This is a genomic window from Verminephrobacter eiseniae EF01-2, assembly GCF_000015565.1.
Lineage (GTDB): Bacteria > Pseudomonadota > Gammaproteobacteria > Burkholderiales > Burkholderiaceae_C > Acidovorax > Acidovorax eiseniae.
This window is the reverse complement of record NC_008786.1, coordinates 1564466-1578381: the sequence shown is the minus strand read 5'-3', so window position 1 is coordinate 1578381 and position 13916 is coordinate 1564466. Positions and strand designations below refer to the sequence as shown.

Sequence of the window (13916 nt, the reverse complement as noted above, 5' to 3'; positions counted from 1 at the left end):
GCAAGGGAGCGGAGATGAAGATCAAGCGGTTGGTGATCCTGGCGGGCGTTCTGGCGTCCTTTGGCGCCTCGGCGCAGATGCCCGTCCCGCTGCTGGATGGCGCCGACACGGGCGGCAAGTCAGCGGCCCAGGCCCAAGTGGGCAAGCAGCTCGAAGCGCTGTTGCAGTGCAAGGCTGGCACCACCTTCACGGCCAAGGCCGTGGGGGTGGAGTTCCAAGCCCTCGGTCTGGTCAAAGGGCCGGATGGCTTCTTGCTACCATTGCGCAAAGGCCCGCAGCCGTCGCTGTTCGGGGATCAAGTCCTGGCCGCGCTGGTCAGCGATGCGGACGGGGAGAAAAAGGTCGTTGTTTACCTGAAAAAACAGACAGGCAAGCAACTGGCGAAGAAACTCGGCGTCACCAAAATTGACGAACAGGCTGATACCGATGAGCCGTCCTATTTCAAGCAGACCAGCCAGAAGACCACGTTGCTGGTCGGCTCGGCTTCCGAGGTGTTCCTGGGCAACAGCAGCATCAAGTATCAATCGGCTGTTACATGCCAGTTGATTAAGTGAGCTGACCATGGCAGAAAATGAGAGGCTTCAAGAAGCCGTGGGCATTTTGGGCGATCAGAACGCTCAAGAAGATTCGTGCAGAAATCGCTGCGGGTCGAGAATAGAAAATAATTTGTTGAATCCTTTTTAATAATGGAGGTAATGATGGCGAAAATGTGGAAGGCTGCGGCTGTCGTGGCGTCGTTCTCAGTGCTCGCGGGTTGCGCGGGCTACGACCAGTGGGCCGAGAGCACGAATCGCAAGATGAATTCCGGCTGGACGGAGATGCTGTACGGCAAGCAGACGGTGGACGCATCGGCACTGCCCAAAGGCATGACGGTCAACCTCTCCTACGGCAAGGGCGAGGGCAGCGGCATCCCCGGCCCCGCCGCGTCGAAGTTCTACGACAAGCTGCTCGGCGATGTGACCTACACCAAGAGCTGCAAGAACATGCTGACCTTCAACGTGGCCATGTTCAATGATGCCGGGGCCGCGATCCGTACCGAGCCTGTCGTGGTCGGGCCGTACACGGCGGGCACGAAGGCGCTCATCAGCAAGGACGTGATCGCCGATCCGCAGATGCAAAAGTCCAATCAGGTCACAAGGCTGGTTCTCTCCAGCGCCAAGTGCATCTGATGGCCGACTCGATGCAGGCCGTGGCGATCCGGTCGGTGATCGCCTCCCTGACGGACGCGGCCATGTGCGGCGACTGGCAGGGGAGTGACGCGGCATCGGTGTTGCGGGTAATGGGACGCAGCCCGCTGCAAGCGCGGGACGTGCCTGTGACGATGGAGATGGTCGCCCTGCTCCAGCACTTCGCCACCCGTCTCGACGTGCGCGACGTGCCTGGGCTGGGCGTTGAAGGCCAGGAAGACGTGGAACTGGCCCCAGGCATCGTGTGGGGTGGCTCCAAGCTGCTTGTGCTGCTGGATGTTCCTGCGGGCGCTTTTGATGGCATAGCGTATTGGGTCGCTGACAGCCTGCCGAGCGCCAAGATCAAGGCGATGCCCGGTGTGCTCGCCCTCCCCTTCACCATCGAGAGCACCGGGGAAGGGGACGAGGCCCAGGGCCGTGCTCTTTCCTGACTGGATGGCCGTGTTCTACCCGCATGCGCGAGCGGAGCATGCGTTCCCGATCCTGGCCCTGCGCCCCGTGTTGTCGAACGATGCGTTTGGCGGCGACTGGGTGGATGCCGCCATAGGACACATGGGCTTCTACGGCCTGCCACGAAAACTCGCGGAGCAGTTCGTGGCAAAGGGAACAGCGCCTCTGTAGGTTTTGCTATTAGTGCGTAATAATTGCGCCGCACTTATTCAGTCGCAGCATGAAGGAGGTGAACGGTGATGAACACCACGCTTTCCCCGATCACGGTGCCTGCTACCTCGCGGCGCCGCTACCTCGGCGGCATGGCCGCGCTCAACCTGCCGTCGCCAGCGGGAACGGGCGACTGGCACATGGAGCAGACGTTCTTTCGGCAACGGGAGAAGCGTTCCCGCTCGTTCATCTCCGGCGTTGGGTGCCCAACGGATACGACCGCGATCCTCGGGGATGCTGGGGTCTATGACTGCACTGCCACGCTCGATGAACTGGGCATTCCTCATGAGAGCACGCTCGCCTACGCCGCAAGCCACGCGCGCGCCTGCGCTGATCTCGTGCTGGCAGCGGTGATGCGCGGCGATCAGCCCGATTTCGTGACCCTGGACGACTGGATGCCACGCGACGGCGACAAGCAGCAGGTTTTCGACCTGTTGGCAAAGGCTCTCGGCCACCTCACCGCAGAGCAAAAAGACAAGGTGCTTCGATGGCAGAGCAAGAACGCGATTCGACCCCCAGGGACGAGGCCCACGAGCGGCTGATGCGGTCGATCCTGAAAGGGATCGGCGACACGCCGCTCGTGCTGAAAGGCGGCACCGCCTTGCTGCTGGCCTATGACCTTAGCCGCTTCTCCGAGGACTTGGATTTCGACGCGCCGCACAAACTCAACTTGGAATCCCGAATCCAGCGCAGCGTGCCGATGGGCATCACGCTCGATGACGTGGCCGCCCTGAAAGACACGGGCACCGTGACGCGCTACCGGGCGAAATACCATACCGAGCACGGCCCTCGCTCTCTGAAACTGGAAGTCTCATATCGGACGCCGACACCGGATTCGGAGGTGCGATCTGTCCATGGCATCCGTGTGGCGTCTCTGCCCCGCATCATCGACCAGAAGTTAAAGGCGGCACATGACGGGCATGATCCGCGTGCGAAAGTGCGCGATCTGTACGACCTTGATTTTGCGGCCCGCCGCTGGCCCGTCGCTTTCACGGGCGATCTCGCCTCGCGGTTGCAGGCATTCGCCGAAGACCCTGGTGCGCTGGAGTCCAGATACCAAGCGGACTACGACGAGGATGACCTGATTCCCGATCTTGTCGATCTGGAAGACCTTGCGCTCAGGATGCACTACGCGGCCCGGGAGATCGCGGCAAGCCGCGCGGAGATCGACCAGCGGGTCGAGGGCCTTCCGGCGCTTCGGGGTGCCGCAGACCCCGCTGTGCGCGCCTTCTGGAAGCACGCCGATGAGGCGGTGGAGAGCATGAAGGCGGGCGGCGGCAACGCCTATGAAGTCGATTGGCGTCAAGTCGAGCAAAAGACCATCCGGGAATGCCTCGAACGTGGACAGTCGCTGGACAGCATTGCCGATGCCTTGGGCAGCAACAGCCCAGGCGCGGCAAGTCCGGGTCAGCAGGCCGCCCTACGCGAGCGCATCGCCGGAATCGAGGCGGAAAGGCCGAGGGCTGGCCAACAGGGCCTTGCCAAGCTGCCTGCCCTTCACTTGGTGAACCGGCACGCCTGCAAGCAGGCCATGGCCCCGGCTACGGCTCCTGCCTGGAGCGCGGAGCAGGAGCACAGGGCCGCAGGCTTGGAGGGAATCAAGGCCATGGCTACCGGCGCGCTGCTGACCTTCGCGGAGATCGGCGCCGAGGCGATCAAGAAGGCCGCTGAGGCGCCGAGGGTGGATTGGCGACAGGTGGAGGATGCCGTGATTGCCAAGAGCCTCACGGACGATCAGCAGCCCGCCGACGAGGTGTACCGGGCCATCGCAAGTGCAAGTCCTGGCGCGCTGACGGATCAGCAGCAAGCGGCTTTGCGCGAGCGAATCGACAGCGCCGCGCGAGTTGCGCAGGGCGTGGATCGTGATCGGGGATTTTCAATGTGAGGGCGAAGCATGGACAAGCAAATGGAAATTGACGCGCTCCGCACCGCACTGCGAATGATGGGACTGGAACCAAGGAAGGTGGCGAATTTCATCGCGGAAGGCGGGGACTATGCCTGCAAAGCTGTCCTTTTCCGATGCGTCACCCTTGACGAAACGAGGCTGCGTGGGGTGGTTGGGGAGCAGTCCAACATGGACGGTCGGCGGTCGATGTGGGCTCAACTCCTTGTATCTGCGTCTGCGAGTTCCCCTGTCGGGAACGATGAGCAATTGACCTATCGGGTATGGCCCGATGGCACGGCGCAGGCCACCGAGGACGGCGAGCCGTACTCGTGGATGAGCGACGATTTCATCGTGATCCATGCTGCGGACGAAGACAAAGCGCGCGCACTTGCTGGCGTCTAATTAGAGAATTTTTGATTTAAGTAGAAACATATCCAGAAAATGAAAAGTAGTTGGATAATTCCTGTGGTGTAAAACAATCAAGCAGGTGCCCGATGGTATTCCAAAGTCCATCGACAGTACGCTGTTCAGCTTTCCTGAGCAGGGCTTTCAGTTTGGAAAAGAATTTTTCGATAGGGTTCAAATCTGGTGAGTAAGGCGGAAGATAACGCAATGTTGCGCCAACCCCCTCAATGGCCTCACGCACACCAGAGACTTTATGGCTGGACAAATTATCAGCGATCACGATATCACCAAGGCGCAGCGTAGGACACAGAAATTGCTGTACATAGGCCAAGAATGCTTTGTCATCCATAGGGCCATCCAGGACCATCGGGGCGGTCACGGCGTTCACCCGCAAGCCGGCAATGAAGGTGGTGATTTTCCGGTGACCATGTGGAACACTGGCTATGCAACGCTGTCCCTTCGGCGAACGGCCTCGTGTGCGGGTCATGTTGGTGGATGTGCCCGTCTCATCAAGGAACACAAGCTTTGTTGCGTCAAGTGCTGGCTGGCTTTCCTTCCATGCAACCCGATCCGCTTGCACATCCTTACGCTCTTGCTCGCTGGCGTGCAGAGTTTTTTTTAAAGCTCAAACCCCATTAGCATTTCCCTGGCGACTTGGACTACTGCCCGCGCTGCGTGAAGAACGGCGCAGCGAAGCGCCGTGACACCAGCATGGGCCTGGACAAGAGCACCAGTCCCAGCGCTTGAAGGTCAGCGGGGCACGTCGCCCACGAGGCCGCGCAGCCGCGCTCCCTGGGCGCGGGCCTCGGCCAGCAACGGCTCCCAGTCGCTCGGCGGGTGGCCGCTGGCCAGCATCCTTGCGAACACCCGGTATGCGTCATCATCGCTCTCGTATGCGCGTTTGGTGGCTTCGTCGTTGACCCAGCCAAGCACAATCGTCTTGCTGGGCGCGTGGAATCGGAAGAACAGCCGGTATTGCTGGAAGAACTTGGCCCGGAACCAGTGCCTGTTTTCCGCGCCAAGGGTGTTGCCCTGCCGGTATTCAGGCCGTGCCGGGTCTTGCGGGATCACGTCGAATGCCAGCTTCGTGACAGCTTTGTACCTCTTGGCCACATTCTTCTTCGCGTAGCCACTGGGGTCTTTCGCCCGCAGCTCGTCCACCTGTTGAATCAAGGCCTCAAACCGTTCGAGAAACAGTGGGTACGCAAAAACCCTCCAGCCATGGATGACCACATGGGCGTCTTGATCCTGGGGAGTGCTCTCGGAAAAGTTGGGCAAGCGGGACAGGGGAACGCCTGCACCAACATGGCGGGTGCGAGTCATTCGTCTTCCGGCGACAGCGGCGCATCCAGATCGACCTCGATGCCAGCGGCCAGCTCTTGGGCACGCTGAACGAAGCCGACAGTCAGGGGTTGAAGACGCTCAGGATGCTCGGCAATGTCACGGGCCAGGAATTCCAAGAACTTCCCGAGAACAGGATCATCCTCTCCAGCATCGGCGCGGGTCAGGACGACCTCGCCGGTAGGCTGGATCGCGTAGTGGATCTTGTCGCGCTTGCCCAGGCGCAGCGCGCGGCGGACGGTTTCTGGAACCGTGGTTTGGTAGCGGTCGGTCAGGGTCGACTCAGCTTCAAGTGCGGTCGGCATGATGGAATCTCCGGGGTGAATGCCCGGATGGTAATGCAATCGCATTGCCCGGTCAATGGGCCTGCTGCTGACGGGCGCACAGGGCTGCGAGGTGCGCGCCCAGGTCGGCAATACCTGCGCTGCGCAGCTCGTCGGCTACCCGCATCGAGCGGGCCTCGCTCCTGGGCAGCAGAACCGCCCTGGCGCTCTCGTAGGGACGCGGCAGCGGGTGCCATAGCCACGTTGCCCGAAAGGCGCGCATGGCCTCGAAAAAGGCCTGGGTGCCCGCGTCTTCGTTGCTGATGACGAACATCTCAAAGTCGCGGCGCAGCGAGGCAATGGCGAGCGCGTTGAGCGAGTAGGTGTAGCGCGTGCCCTCCAGCGGCACGCGCTGGCCCAGGCGGGCCGAGAGGTACTTGGCGGCGGCAGTGTGGTGCGAGCCACCATCGTTCATGAGCCAGAGGCGCCCATCCCACAGGTATCGGGTGAAGTGGTCGCTGGTTCCTGGGGAATGGATGATGCGAATTTCGCTGTGCGCAAGGCTCTTGGCCAGCCGCTCCGGCGTGATCTCGGAGATCAGCCACTGGCACCGGGCCTCGGCCATGGCCTCCGTGCTGGAGAAGGCCCACAGGTCTGCTTTCGAGGCCAAGAAGCCGTCTATGTCGGTCACGTCGCAGCACCAACCCTGCTCGATCTCGCAGTGGGCGATCTGCGCGTATTCGGCGCGGATGAGGTGGAAGCTCTGCCATCCCCCATCAATGGCGTGCCAGCCCAGCAGAAAGCCGCGCTGGCGGCGCGGCCCTCCCAGTGGGGGGTACATCCCCAGCTCGTGCCAGCGAGGCACGCTGCTGGCGTGAATGCAGGGTGCAGGAACCTCCAGTGCGGCCCGCGTCTGCGGATGCGCGGCCAGCATACGGCAGAGGCTGACCGGCTGGCCGAAGTCCTCACGGATGCCGTCAACGACGCGCTTGAGCAGTGCCTGCATATCCTCACCTCCCGAGAAGGGAGAAGTGATCTTTTTTATCGTGCAACTGCAATTTTAATTCCTGCCCTTGTTCAAGTCTTTTGAGTAACCGTCTTCCGAGTCAAGCGCCGTGAAGCGATTTATCCCAAGGTTTGCGAGTTCTGACCATGGCGTTGAGCGCATGCCATTACACACAACCCTCCTCCTTGAAGCCCGCGCCCATGCCAGCAATAGACGAGAAGTTCAGTCTGGTATACCTTTTTCCCGCTTGATTCATTTTCAGACGAGAGAGACCGCAATGACATGGGCCGCAGAAGAATTTGCAGGAGCGCAGTTGGGAGATGCGCGCTTGAATCACCGCTTGATCAAACTCACGGAGCGATTTGCCGACAAACCCACAGCCAGCATTCCTGGCGCATGTCCGGATTGGAGCGAAACGCAAGGGGCGTATCGATTTTTCGATCAAGCCAACAACGCCAAACGGCCCTTGAAATGGGAAACGGTGTTGGCCCCGCACATCGAGCGCACCGCAGCACGGATGCGACAACACCGCGTCGTGCTGTGCCTGCAAGACACCACCGAGCTGGATTTCAACGGGCAAAGCATCGAAGGCCTCGGGCCCTTGTCCTACGAAGCTCAACGCGGCATGTACCTGCACCCGACCTATGCCGTCACGCCCGAACGCGAACCGCTGGGCATCACCGACGCTCGGATGTGGGCACGCACACCCAAGGCGGACGATGGCACGCGAGCCGGTGTGCGGGAAAGTCTGCGCTGGAGCGAGGCTTACGAGCGCATCGGCGAGATGGCGCAAACCTTGACCGATACGCGCCTGGTTTGCGTGGGCGATCGTGAAGCGGACATCGTTGAAATGATGCGCCGCGCCCGCGATCTGGGGCATCCGGCGGACTGGCTGATTCGCTCGAAACACAACCGCACCTTGCCCGACGGCAGCAAATTGTGGGCGCAAACCATGGAGGATGCGCCCTTGGGCGAGATTGAATTCACCCTGGCAGCGCGCACCGCCGAGGCTGCCCGCGTGGTGCGCCAGCAAATTTGGGCGCGCGCCTTGAACATTCCCGATGGGGCGGGTGGCCAGTTGACGGTGACCTGCGTAGTGGCCAAGGAAACGAACCCGCCGGCAGGCTGCAAGGCGGTGCAATGGCATCTGCTGACCAATCGCATGGCGAGCGACTTTGCCGAGGTGGTGGAGTGGATCGACTGGTACCGCTGTCGCTGGGAAATAGAAACGTTTTTCAACGTGCTCAAAAACGGCTGCCGTGTCGAAGCCCTGCAACTGGGCAGCGTGGCCAAGCTGGAGTTGGCGCTGGCCGTGTATATGCTCGTGGCCTGGCGCCTGGCGCGCTTGGTCAGACTGGGGCGCACCCATCCAGACTTGAGCGCCAGTGCGCTGTTGACCGAGGCAGAGTGGAAGGGGCGTACATTTTGGCAAAGAAAAAACCACCGACTCAGCCACCGACCATTCGTGAAGTCATCCGGCAAATCGCCATGCTCGGCGGCTTCCTGGGCCGCAAGTGCGATGGACAGCCCGGCGTCAAATCCCTCTGGCTTGGCTTTGCCCGGGTCAGGGATTTTGTGCAGGGTGTTGAGCATATGCGCTTGCTTCAGGATGCAGGGGGAAGTTGTGTGTAAGGGCATGGGTATACCCCCCTTCGGCGGTGTTAAAACGTTAAATAAAAAGGCGTTAACACGCGCGCGCGTGTTACGCTGTGGATAAGAGATCGTAAGTCCTTGTCACGCAATGATTTCTCCAAGTAGCATGTACGCCGATAGACGAGAACCATGTACACTGATAGACGAAAAAAGCGTACCGCGATAGACGAGTGTTTGTACGGCGATAGACGAATCGGCCGCATTTTCTGTGGATAAGTGGCCAAATGTACGCCGATAGACGAGTGTTTTGGGCCGTGTCGGATGCTTTCAGCGTGGCAGCAAAAGAAGCGTTTTTGATGTTGCCGGGCTAAAAATCCAATGCTGACGCGGGTTTTCCGGTAGTTTTGTCGCGCAAGGATGTGCGCCGATAGACGAGAGAAGCGTGCCGCGATAGACGAATTCGCGCAGTTTGGCAAGAAGGCGAAATGTACGCCGATAGACGAATCCGGGCCGGCGCTGGCCAGGGGGCCACGATGGGCGGTTGAGGCTCTGCCCGTGGCCAAGCTGGAGCACCGCCTTGCTGGGCATGCAGCAGCGGGCCGCCGTGGCCGAGGGACGCGCCGAGGAAATCGAGCGCCGGGTGGCCGACCTGCGGGAAGAGGTGGCCCGGACGCGGCGCGATGCCGAAGCGCTGGCCGCCGACAACGGGAAGCTGGCCGACCAACTGCGCCAGGTCCAGGTCCAGGTCGAGGCGTTGCGGAGCGAGCTGGCCGGCGTCAAGGCCCATGCGGAGTCACAAGCAGAGGCGCACCAGGAGCAGCGCAAGACGGCCGCCCAGGAAGCGGCACGCATGGTCGAGCGCTTCACTGGTGCCCAGGCCGAGCGCGACCAGGCGCAGCGGGACGCGGCTGCGGCGCGGGAAGAGGCGGCAGGGCTGCGCGGCCAGCTCGAAGCCTTCGAGGAGCAGCACACGCAATTGATGGCCGCATTCCGAGACTCGGAAAAAGCCGATAAGGCCGTTGCACGTACCAAAAAGGACTGATATTTCGGGGGTTTTGCGCTAAAATGGCATGTTGTTTGGCAGCTACATCTGAGGGGCAAAAATCATGATCTCAGAGCAGGAACAAACCGAGCGCCGCGCCGTGGTGCAAAGCGCCCTTGCGAGCCAGCGCATCGAGGGCTTGGAGCCTGATGCACAGGCCGTGGCCGACGCCGAACGCTGGGCGCGTGGCGAGATGGCCATCGGTGCCGCCGTGGACCAGTACAAGGCGCGCATGCGGCTAGAAATGGCATGAAATACGCCGGGGATCGCGGCGATCCTTACCTGGACAGCGAAACGGGTGTTCTCCGCAATCTCCTTGGAATCAAGGAACAGGGTGGACTCGATAAAGCCGAATCCACCCTTTCCTTTTTGCGGGCCAGCGAATTGCGCGAGCAGCCCGTTAAAGGCAAATTCGATTTAGCGCACCTGCAGCGAATTCACAAGCGCCTTTTTGGCGACGTGTACGACTGGGCGGGCCAAATCCGCCAGGTCGAAATCTCGAAAGGCAGCACTATGTTTGCCCGGTAGATTACGATCCAGAGTGCGGCGCAGCAGCTCTTTGGGCAGCTTGCCAAGGAACAGCTCTTGCGTGGCCTCGATGCCGACGAGTTCAGCAAGCGGGCCGGCCACTATCTCGGGGAAATCAACGTGCTTCATCCCTTCCGTGAGGGGAACGGCAGGACGCAGCGCGAGTTCATCGGGCAACTGGCCCAGCAGGCGGGCCACAGGATCGACTGGAGCGGGGTCAGTCAGGCCAGCATGACCCAGGCGTCAATCGAAGCCTACAACGGCGACTCAAGCGGTTTAGCTGGCCTTATTCGCGCTGGCATGCCAGACCAGCTTTTTTTTAACCCATGAGTCTAGTGTCGCGTCACTCATAAATTGTCAGTAAATAGATTACCGTAACGGGACATCTGATCTGCCTATCCGGCAGTGAACAGTAGAAACCCTTAGGTCAAACTTTTGATCCTTTTCTGAGCACCGCGCCTGATCGGCTCAGGCCCTATTTTCAGTCGCACCATGTCACCATGCACCTACACCTCCATCAAAGGCAGTCCAGCAGGCGTATATAGGGGTCGTCTCAGAAAACGGAAAATAAAGCACGCTAAGCCGGTGGCAGTGGTCGTAGCGGTCGGAACTTGCCCGCGCCGACCTTGGCGCTGCTGCGCCAGAGGTAATCGCCGGTCAGGTTGATGTGCTCCCAGCCCAACGGCGACAGGTACTGCAACAGCGCATCATCCACGACATGACCGTTGCCACGCAGCCCATGCGCTGCCCGCTCCAGATAGACCGTGTTCCACAACACGATGGCCGCCGTCACCAGATTGAGGCCGCTGGCACGGTAGCGCTGCTGCTCGAAACTGCGGTCGCGGATTTCGCCCAGGCGGTTGAAGAACACGGCGCGGGCCAGCGCGTTCCGCGCTTCCCCCTTGTTCAAGGCGCTGGCCAGCACGATGCCCTTGTCGGTCTGCAAGGCCAGCTCGGTCAGCAACTGGACGGCCTGCCGGTAGTGGCCCATGGCGAAGGGCTGGAAGCCGAACACCGTTTGTAGCTCGACCAAGTGCTCGCGCCGGGTCTGTTCCCGCTGGCCGTACTCGTCCCAGCTTTCGACGCCGACCTTGAGCTGGTTGGCGAGCCGTCTCAGCAAGGGCGGAAACGGCGGCTCATCGACGCCAAGGATGACGCCAGGAAAGCGCAGGTAGCAGGGTTGCACCGCGAAGCCCAGCCGGTTGGCCGGGCCGCGCCGCTGCCGGATGATGGACAGGTCGCTTTCGCTGAACGTGTAGTGACGGATCAAGTCATCCTTGGTGTCCGGCAACGCCAGCAGACTTTCGCGCTCGGCGGTGGAGAGGATCGAACGGCGGGGTATGCGGTTTCCTTCTTCTTGAAAACGTAGGTTTGTGACAAGCCCGCCAAGGCAACCGGCGCGGCACGGGAAATCAAGGCATTGCGATTCTCGAAAATAGTCCTTGAAACTACATTCTTGATTGCATACAATTTCAACGAGTTTCGAGAGGAAAGGATTCCCATGCGACCGTCTGTTGTGCTTGACATGAAGCGAAGCGCGGTGCGTGAAGCGGTAGGCCGCTTCCGCACGGCGAACCCGCGCGTCTTCGGTTCGGTGCTGCATGGCACCGACCGGGATGGCAGCGACCTCGATCTGCTGGTTGATGCGCTGCCCGGTGCCACGTTGTTGGACTTGGGCGATTTGGAAGAAGAACTGAAATCGCTGCTCGGCGTCGACGTCGATCTGCTGACCCCCGGCGACCTGCCGCCGAAGTTCCGGGTCAAGGTGCTCGCGGAGGCGCAGCCGGTATGAGCGAAAACCGCCTGCCCGATTACCTCGACCACATCCAGCAGGCCGCAACCGACGCGCGCGGCTTCGTGGAAGGGATGGCCAAGGACGACTTCTTGGCCGACAAGCGCACCCAGCAGGCCGTCATCATGAGCCTGATCGTCATCGGCGAGGCCGCCACGAAGGTGATGGATGGCTACGCCGAGTTCACCCAGGCGCATGCCGACGTGCCGTGGCGCAGCATGCGCAATATGCGTAATCGCATGGCCCACGGCTATTTCGACATCAACCTCGATGTGGTGTGGGAGACGGTACAGGAATGGCTGCCGGCGTTGCTCCAGCAATTGCCCGCTGTGCGCCAGGATGGCGACGATGAAGACCGTAGCCCGATGGACTGATGAGGGCAGGCAATGTCCACCAATGAATTGGTACTCGAAACGCTGACCGAAAAGATTCAGCGGCAGGATCGCTTCATCGCGGAACTGCAAGCCGAGCTTCAACGGGCGCACAGGTGGTGAGCATGCCAACACGCCTGAACACCGTTCAATTCCTGTCCGCGCAATGATCGGCTGGTGGATAGTCGTCTCGACGCAAAGCCCGGAGGAACGCGCCCGCGCCGACCAGGAGGCTCGCCGTGCGGCCATCTTGGCGCAGTGGGAGGCAGGGGCCGAAGGCATCCGCTGGATCGAGCGCCTGACGCGCGAGGGCAAGGCCGTGAGGCTATCCGCTGGTGGCTACCCGAACCGCTACACGGCAAAGGCCGCCGACGTGCTACCGCTGATCGAAGGCGGCGGCATCCAACCGCCCAAGGATGGCGTCTGGATTTTCGGCATCGATGAGGGCGAGGAATACGCCCAGCCACCCGGTTGGATGGGCAAGGTTGAAGTGCATGCCGACCGCTTAGCCGCCTGTCCTGCCGATCAGGTGTTGACCATCGACGCCTGGGATCAGTCCTGAATGTTCTTGGAGACCGCCACGTCATGAGCCGCAGCCGCCGCAAAACACCCATCGTCGGGCACACGACCTGCCGCAGCGAGCGCGAGGACAAGAAGCTCTGGCATCAGCGCTGGCGCACCCGTGAGCGCACCGCGCTGGCCAGCGCATCACCGGACGCCCTGAGCGCCCATCTGCTCCTGCTGGAAAACCAGGTCAGCAGCGTTTGGTCGATGGGCAAGGATGGCCGCTCCTACTGGCCCGTCAAGCGCCAGGCCGCCACAGCGGCTCGCATCGCCAACCACAAGGGACACAACCCGCACGAACGCGCCTCCCTGAAAAAGCGACTGCTGCGCAAGTGGATGAGCAAATGAGTGCTTCCAGCATCGAGGTGCTGGCCAGCGCTTGGGCGCGGATCGCCGCGGAAGCGGAATTCCCCGCCGACTACGAAGGCACACCTTCACCGGAGGCGCACCGAGCCAGTGAGGTCATTCAGGAACGGATTCGGGAGCATATCGTCGCCACCAACGACATGCGGCTGTTTGGCCTGCTGCACCCGTTGGGTCAGGCGTCGCTGCACATGGAGCAAGCGCTGTGGCCGGAGGATGACGAGCGCATGACCCGCGAGGTCGAGGAAGCCCTTCGGGAAGACAACGACCCCAACGCCAAGTCGTACACCCACGAAGAAGTCATGCAGGCGATGCAGGAACGCATCGACCTGGCGCGAGGCAAGCCATGTTGATCGGCTATGCGCGCGTCTCGACGCAGGATCAGAACCTGGAGCTGCAACGCGAAGCCTTGACCAAGGCCGGATGCAAGAAGGTCTTCGAGGACAAGGTGAGTGGCACGCGGGCAGACCGGCCCGGCTTGTCCAAGACGCTCGAAATGCTGCGGGAGGGCGACACCCTGGTTGTCTGGAAGCTCGACCGGTTGGGCCGGTCAGTCAAGCAACTGGTTGATCTGGTCGGCGACCTGCACAAGCATGGCGTCCAGTTCAGGAGCCTGACCGATTCCATCGATACCGGCACGCCGTCCGGGCGGTTCTTCTTCCACGTCATGGCGAGCCTGGCCGAAATGGAGCGCGAGCTGACCGTCGAGCGCACCCGCGCCGGGCTGGAAGTCGCCAAGCAGCTCGGCCGCAAAGGCGGGCGCAAGCCGAAGATGACCGACAGCAAGATCGAGTCGGCCAAGGAACTGCTGGCCAGCGGTGTGCTGCCCAAGGACGTGGCCAAGAACCTCGGCGTGTCCATTCCGACGCTATACCGCTGGGTGCCAGCCTCCACGCACGCTTAGCGTGCTTTATTT

Annotated in this window: 22 protein-coding genes and 2 pseudogenes; 19 read left to right on the top strand and 5 right to left on the bottom strand. The window is 61.4% G+C overall.

Going from position 1 to position 13916, the window contains the following annotated elements; genetic code table 11:
* Window positions 1–14: 14 nt before the first annotated feature.
* From VEIS_RS06925 to VEIS_RS06900, 7 genes are all read left to right on the top strand, one after another.
* Window positions 15–554, top strand: a complete 540-nt coding sequence (locus VEIS_RS06925) for a hypothetical protein (RefSeq protein ID WP_011809193.1) — start codon at window positions 15–17, stop codon at window positions 552–554.
* Between the two features lie 144 nt (window positions 555–698).
* Complete coding sequence (locus VEIS_RS06920; protein ID WP_011809192.1) at window positions 699–1169, top strand: hypothetical protein; 471 nt, start codon at window positions 699–701, stop codon at window positions 1167–1169.
* Window positions 1169–1618, top strand: a complete 450-nt coding sequence (locus tag VEIS_RS24695; RefSeq protein ID WP_011809191.1) for a hypothetical protein — start codon at window positions 1169–1171, stop codon at window positions 1616–1618. Before VEIS_RS06920 ends, VEIS_RS24695 begins: the two co-directional genes overlap by 1 nt.
* A gap of 10 nt (window positions 1619–1628) precedes the next feature.
* Entirely contained in the window at window positions 1629–1808 is a 180-nt protein-coding gene (locus VEIS_RS24690) for a hypothetical protein (RefSeq protein ID WP_157048428.1), read from the top strand.
* Between the two features lie 68 nt (window positions 1809–1876).
* Window positions 1877–2389 (top strand): hypothetical protein, encoded by a 513-nt coding sequence (locus tag VEIS_RS06910; RefSeq protein WP_011809190.1) that lies wholly within the window; start codon window positions 1877–1879, stop codon window positions 2387–2389.
* Window positions 2335–3732, top strand: coding sequence for a nucleotidyl transferase AbiEii/AbiGii toxin family protein (locus VEIS_RS24685; RefSeq protein ID WP_083758581.1), 1398 nt, complete (start codon window positions 2335–2337; stop codon window positions 3730–3732). The genes VEIS_RS06910 and VEIS_RS24685 overlap by 55 nt, the downstream gene beginning before the upstream one ends.
* A 9-nt stretch (window positions 3733–3741) precedes the next feature.
* Window positions 3742–4134, top strand: a complete 393-nt coding sequence (locus tag VEIS_RS06900) for a hypothetical protein (protein ID WP_011809188.1) — start codon at window positions 3742–3744, stop codon at window positions 4132–4134.
* A gap of 16 nt (window positions 4135–4150) precedes the next feature.
* Here VEIS_RS06900 and VEIS_RS25735 read toward each other — a convergent pair.
* From VEIS_RS25735 to VEIS_RS06885, 4 genes and pseudogenes are all read right to left on the bottom strand, one after another.
* A pseudogene (locus VEIS_RS25735) lies at window positions 4151–4759 on the bottom strand (IS630 family transposase); the annotation flags it as partial.
* A 128-nt stretch (window positions 4760–4887) separates the two neighbouring features.
* Window positions 4888–5460: a type II toxin-antitoxin system YhaV family toxin gene (locus tag VEIS_RS06895; protein WP_011809186.1), complete on the bottom strand. Its 573-nt coding sequence runs from the start codon at window positions 5458–5460 to the stop codon at window positions 4888–4890.
* A complete protein-coding gene (locus VEIS_RS06890; RefSeq protein WP_011809185.1) occupies window positions 5457–5783 on the bottom strand; it encodes a type II toxin-antitoxin system PrlF family antitoxin in 327 nt (108 codons plus the stop codon). Before VEIS_RS06890 ends, VEIS_RS06895 begins: the two co-directional genes overlap by 4 nt.
* Before the next feature lie 52 nt (window positions 5784–5835).
* Complete coding sequence (locus VEIS_RS06885) at window positions 5836–6747, bottom strand: DUF6685 family protein (RefSeq protein WP_011809184.1); 912 nt, start codon at window positions 6745–6747, stop codon at window positions 5836–5838.
* Window positions 6748–6907: 160 nt separating this feature from the next.
* On the opposite strand from VEIS_RS06885, the pseudogene VEIS_RS06880 reads away from it, so the two are divergent.
* The 6 genes and pseudogenes from VEIS_RS06880 to VEIS_RS29655 form a co-directional block, all read left to right on the top strand.
* Window positions 6908–8218 (top strand): annotated as a pseudogene (locus VEIS_RS06880) (IS4 family transposase); the annotation flags it as partial.
* Window positions 8155–8379, top strand: coding sequence for an IS4 family transposase (locus VEIS_RS30340; protein ID WP_232287923.1), 225 nt, complete (start codon window positions 8155–8157; stop codon window positions 8377–8379). The pseudogene VEIS_RS06880 and the gene VEIS_RS30340, both read left to right, overlap by 64 nt.
* 538 nt (window positions 8380–8917) lie before the next feature.
* Window positions 8918–9382 carry a hypothetical protein gene (locus VEIS_RS06875; protein WP_011809182.1) on the top strand — a complete coding sequence of 155 codons (465 nt, stop codon included), beginning with the start codon at window positions 8918–8920 and terminating at the stop codon, window positions 9380–9382.
* A gap of 64 nt (window positions 9383–9446) precedes the next feature.
* Entirely contained in the window at window positions 9447–9635 is a 189-nt protein-coding gene (locus VEIS_RS06870; RefSeq protein WP_011809181.1) for an antitoxin VbhA family protein, read from the top strand.
* Window positions 9632–9910 (top strand): Fic/DOC family protein, encoded by a 279-nt coding sequence (locus VEIS_RS29660; RefSeq protein ID WP_198137966.1) that lies wholly within the window; start codon window positions 9632–9634, stop codon window positions 9908–9910. The genes VEIS_RS06870 and VEIS_RS29660 overlap by 4 nt, the downstream gene beginning before the upstream one ends.
* Complete coding sequence (locus tag VEIS_RS29655; protein WP_321161068.1) at window positions 9911–10240, top strand: Fic/DOC family protein; 330 nt, start codon at window positions 9911–9913, stop codon at window positions 10238–10240.
* Between the two features lie 247 nt (window positions 10241–10487).
* Here VEIS_RS29655 and VEIS_RS30335 read toward each other — a convergent pair whose 3' ends face one another.
* Complete coding sequence (locus VEIS_RS30335; protein WP_083758729.1) at window positions 10488–11252, bottom strand: DUF4158 domain-containing protein; 765 nt, start codon at window positions 11250–11252, stop codon at window positions 10488–10490.
* A 159-nt stretch (window positions 11253–11411) separates the two neighbouring features.
* On the opposite strand from VEIS_RS30335, the gene VEIS_RS06855 reads away from it, so the two are divergent.
* The 6 genes from VEIS_RS06855 (at window position 11412) to VEIS_RS06830 (ending at window position 13904) form a co-directional block, all read left to right on the top strand.
* Window positions 11412–11702 (top strand): nucleotidyltransferase family protein, encoded by a 291-nt coding sequence (locus VEIS_RS06855; protein WP_011809180.1) that lies wholly within the window; start codon window positions 11412–11414, stop codon window positions 11700–11702.
* A complete protein-coding gene (locus VEIS_RS06850) occupies window positions 11699–12076 on the top strand; it encodes a HepT-like ribonuclease domain-containing protein (RefSeq protein ID WP_011809179.1) in 378 nt (125 codons plus the stop codon). Before VEIS_RS06855 ends, VEIS_RS06850 begins: the two co-directional genes overlap by 4 nt.
* A 163-nt stretch (window positions 12077–12239) precedes the next feature.
* Window positions 12240–12635, top strand: coding sequence for a hypothetical protein (locus VEIS_RS06845; RefSeq protein ID WP_011809178.1), 396 nt, complete (start codon window positions 12240–12242; stop codon window positions 12633–12635).
* A gap of 23 nt (window positions 12636–12658) precedes the next feature.
* Window positions 12659–12985, top strand: coding sequence for a hypothetical protein (locus VEIS_RS06840; protein ID WP_011809177.1), 327 nt, complete (start codon window positions 12659–12661; stop codon window positions 12983–12985).
* Entirely contained in the window at window positions 12982–13353 is a 372-nt protein-coding gene (locus VEIS_RS06835) for a hypothetical protein (RefSeq protein WP_011809176.1), read from the top strand. Before VEIS_RS06840 ends, VEIS_RS06835 begins: the two co-directional genes overlap by 4 nt.
* Window positions 13347–13904: a recombinase family protein gene (locus VEIS_RS06830; protein ID WP_011809175.1), complete on the top strand. Its 558-nt coding sequence runs from the start codon at window positions 13347–13349 to the stop codon at window positions 13902–13904. The genes VEIS_RS06835 and VEIS_RS06830 overlap by 7 nt, the downstream gene beginning before the upstream one ends.
* Window positions 13905–13916: the final 12 nt, after the last annotated feature.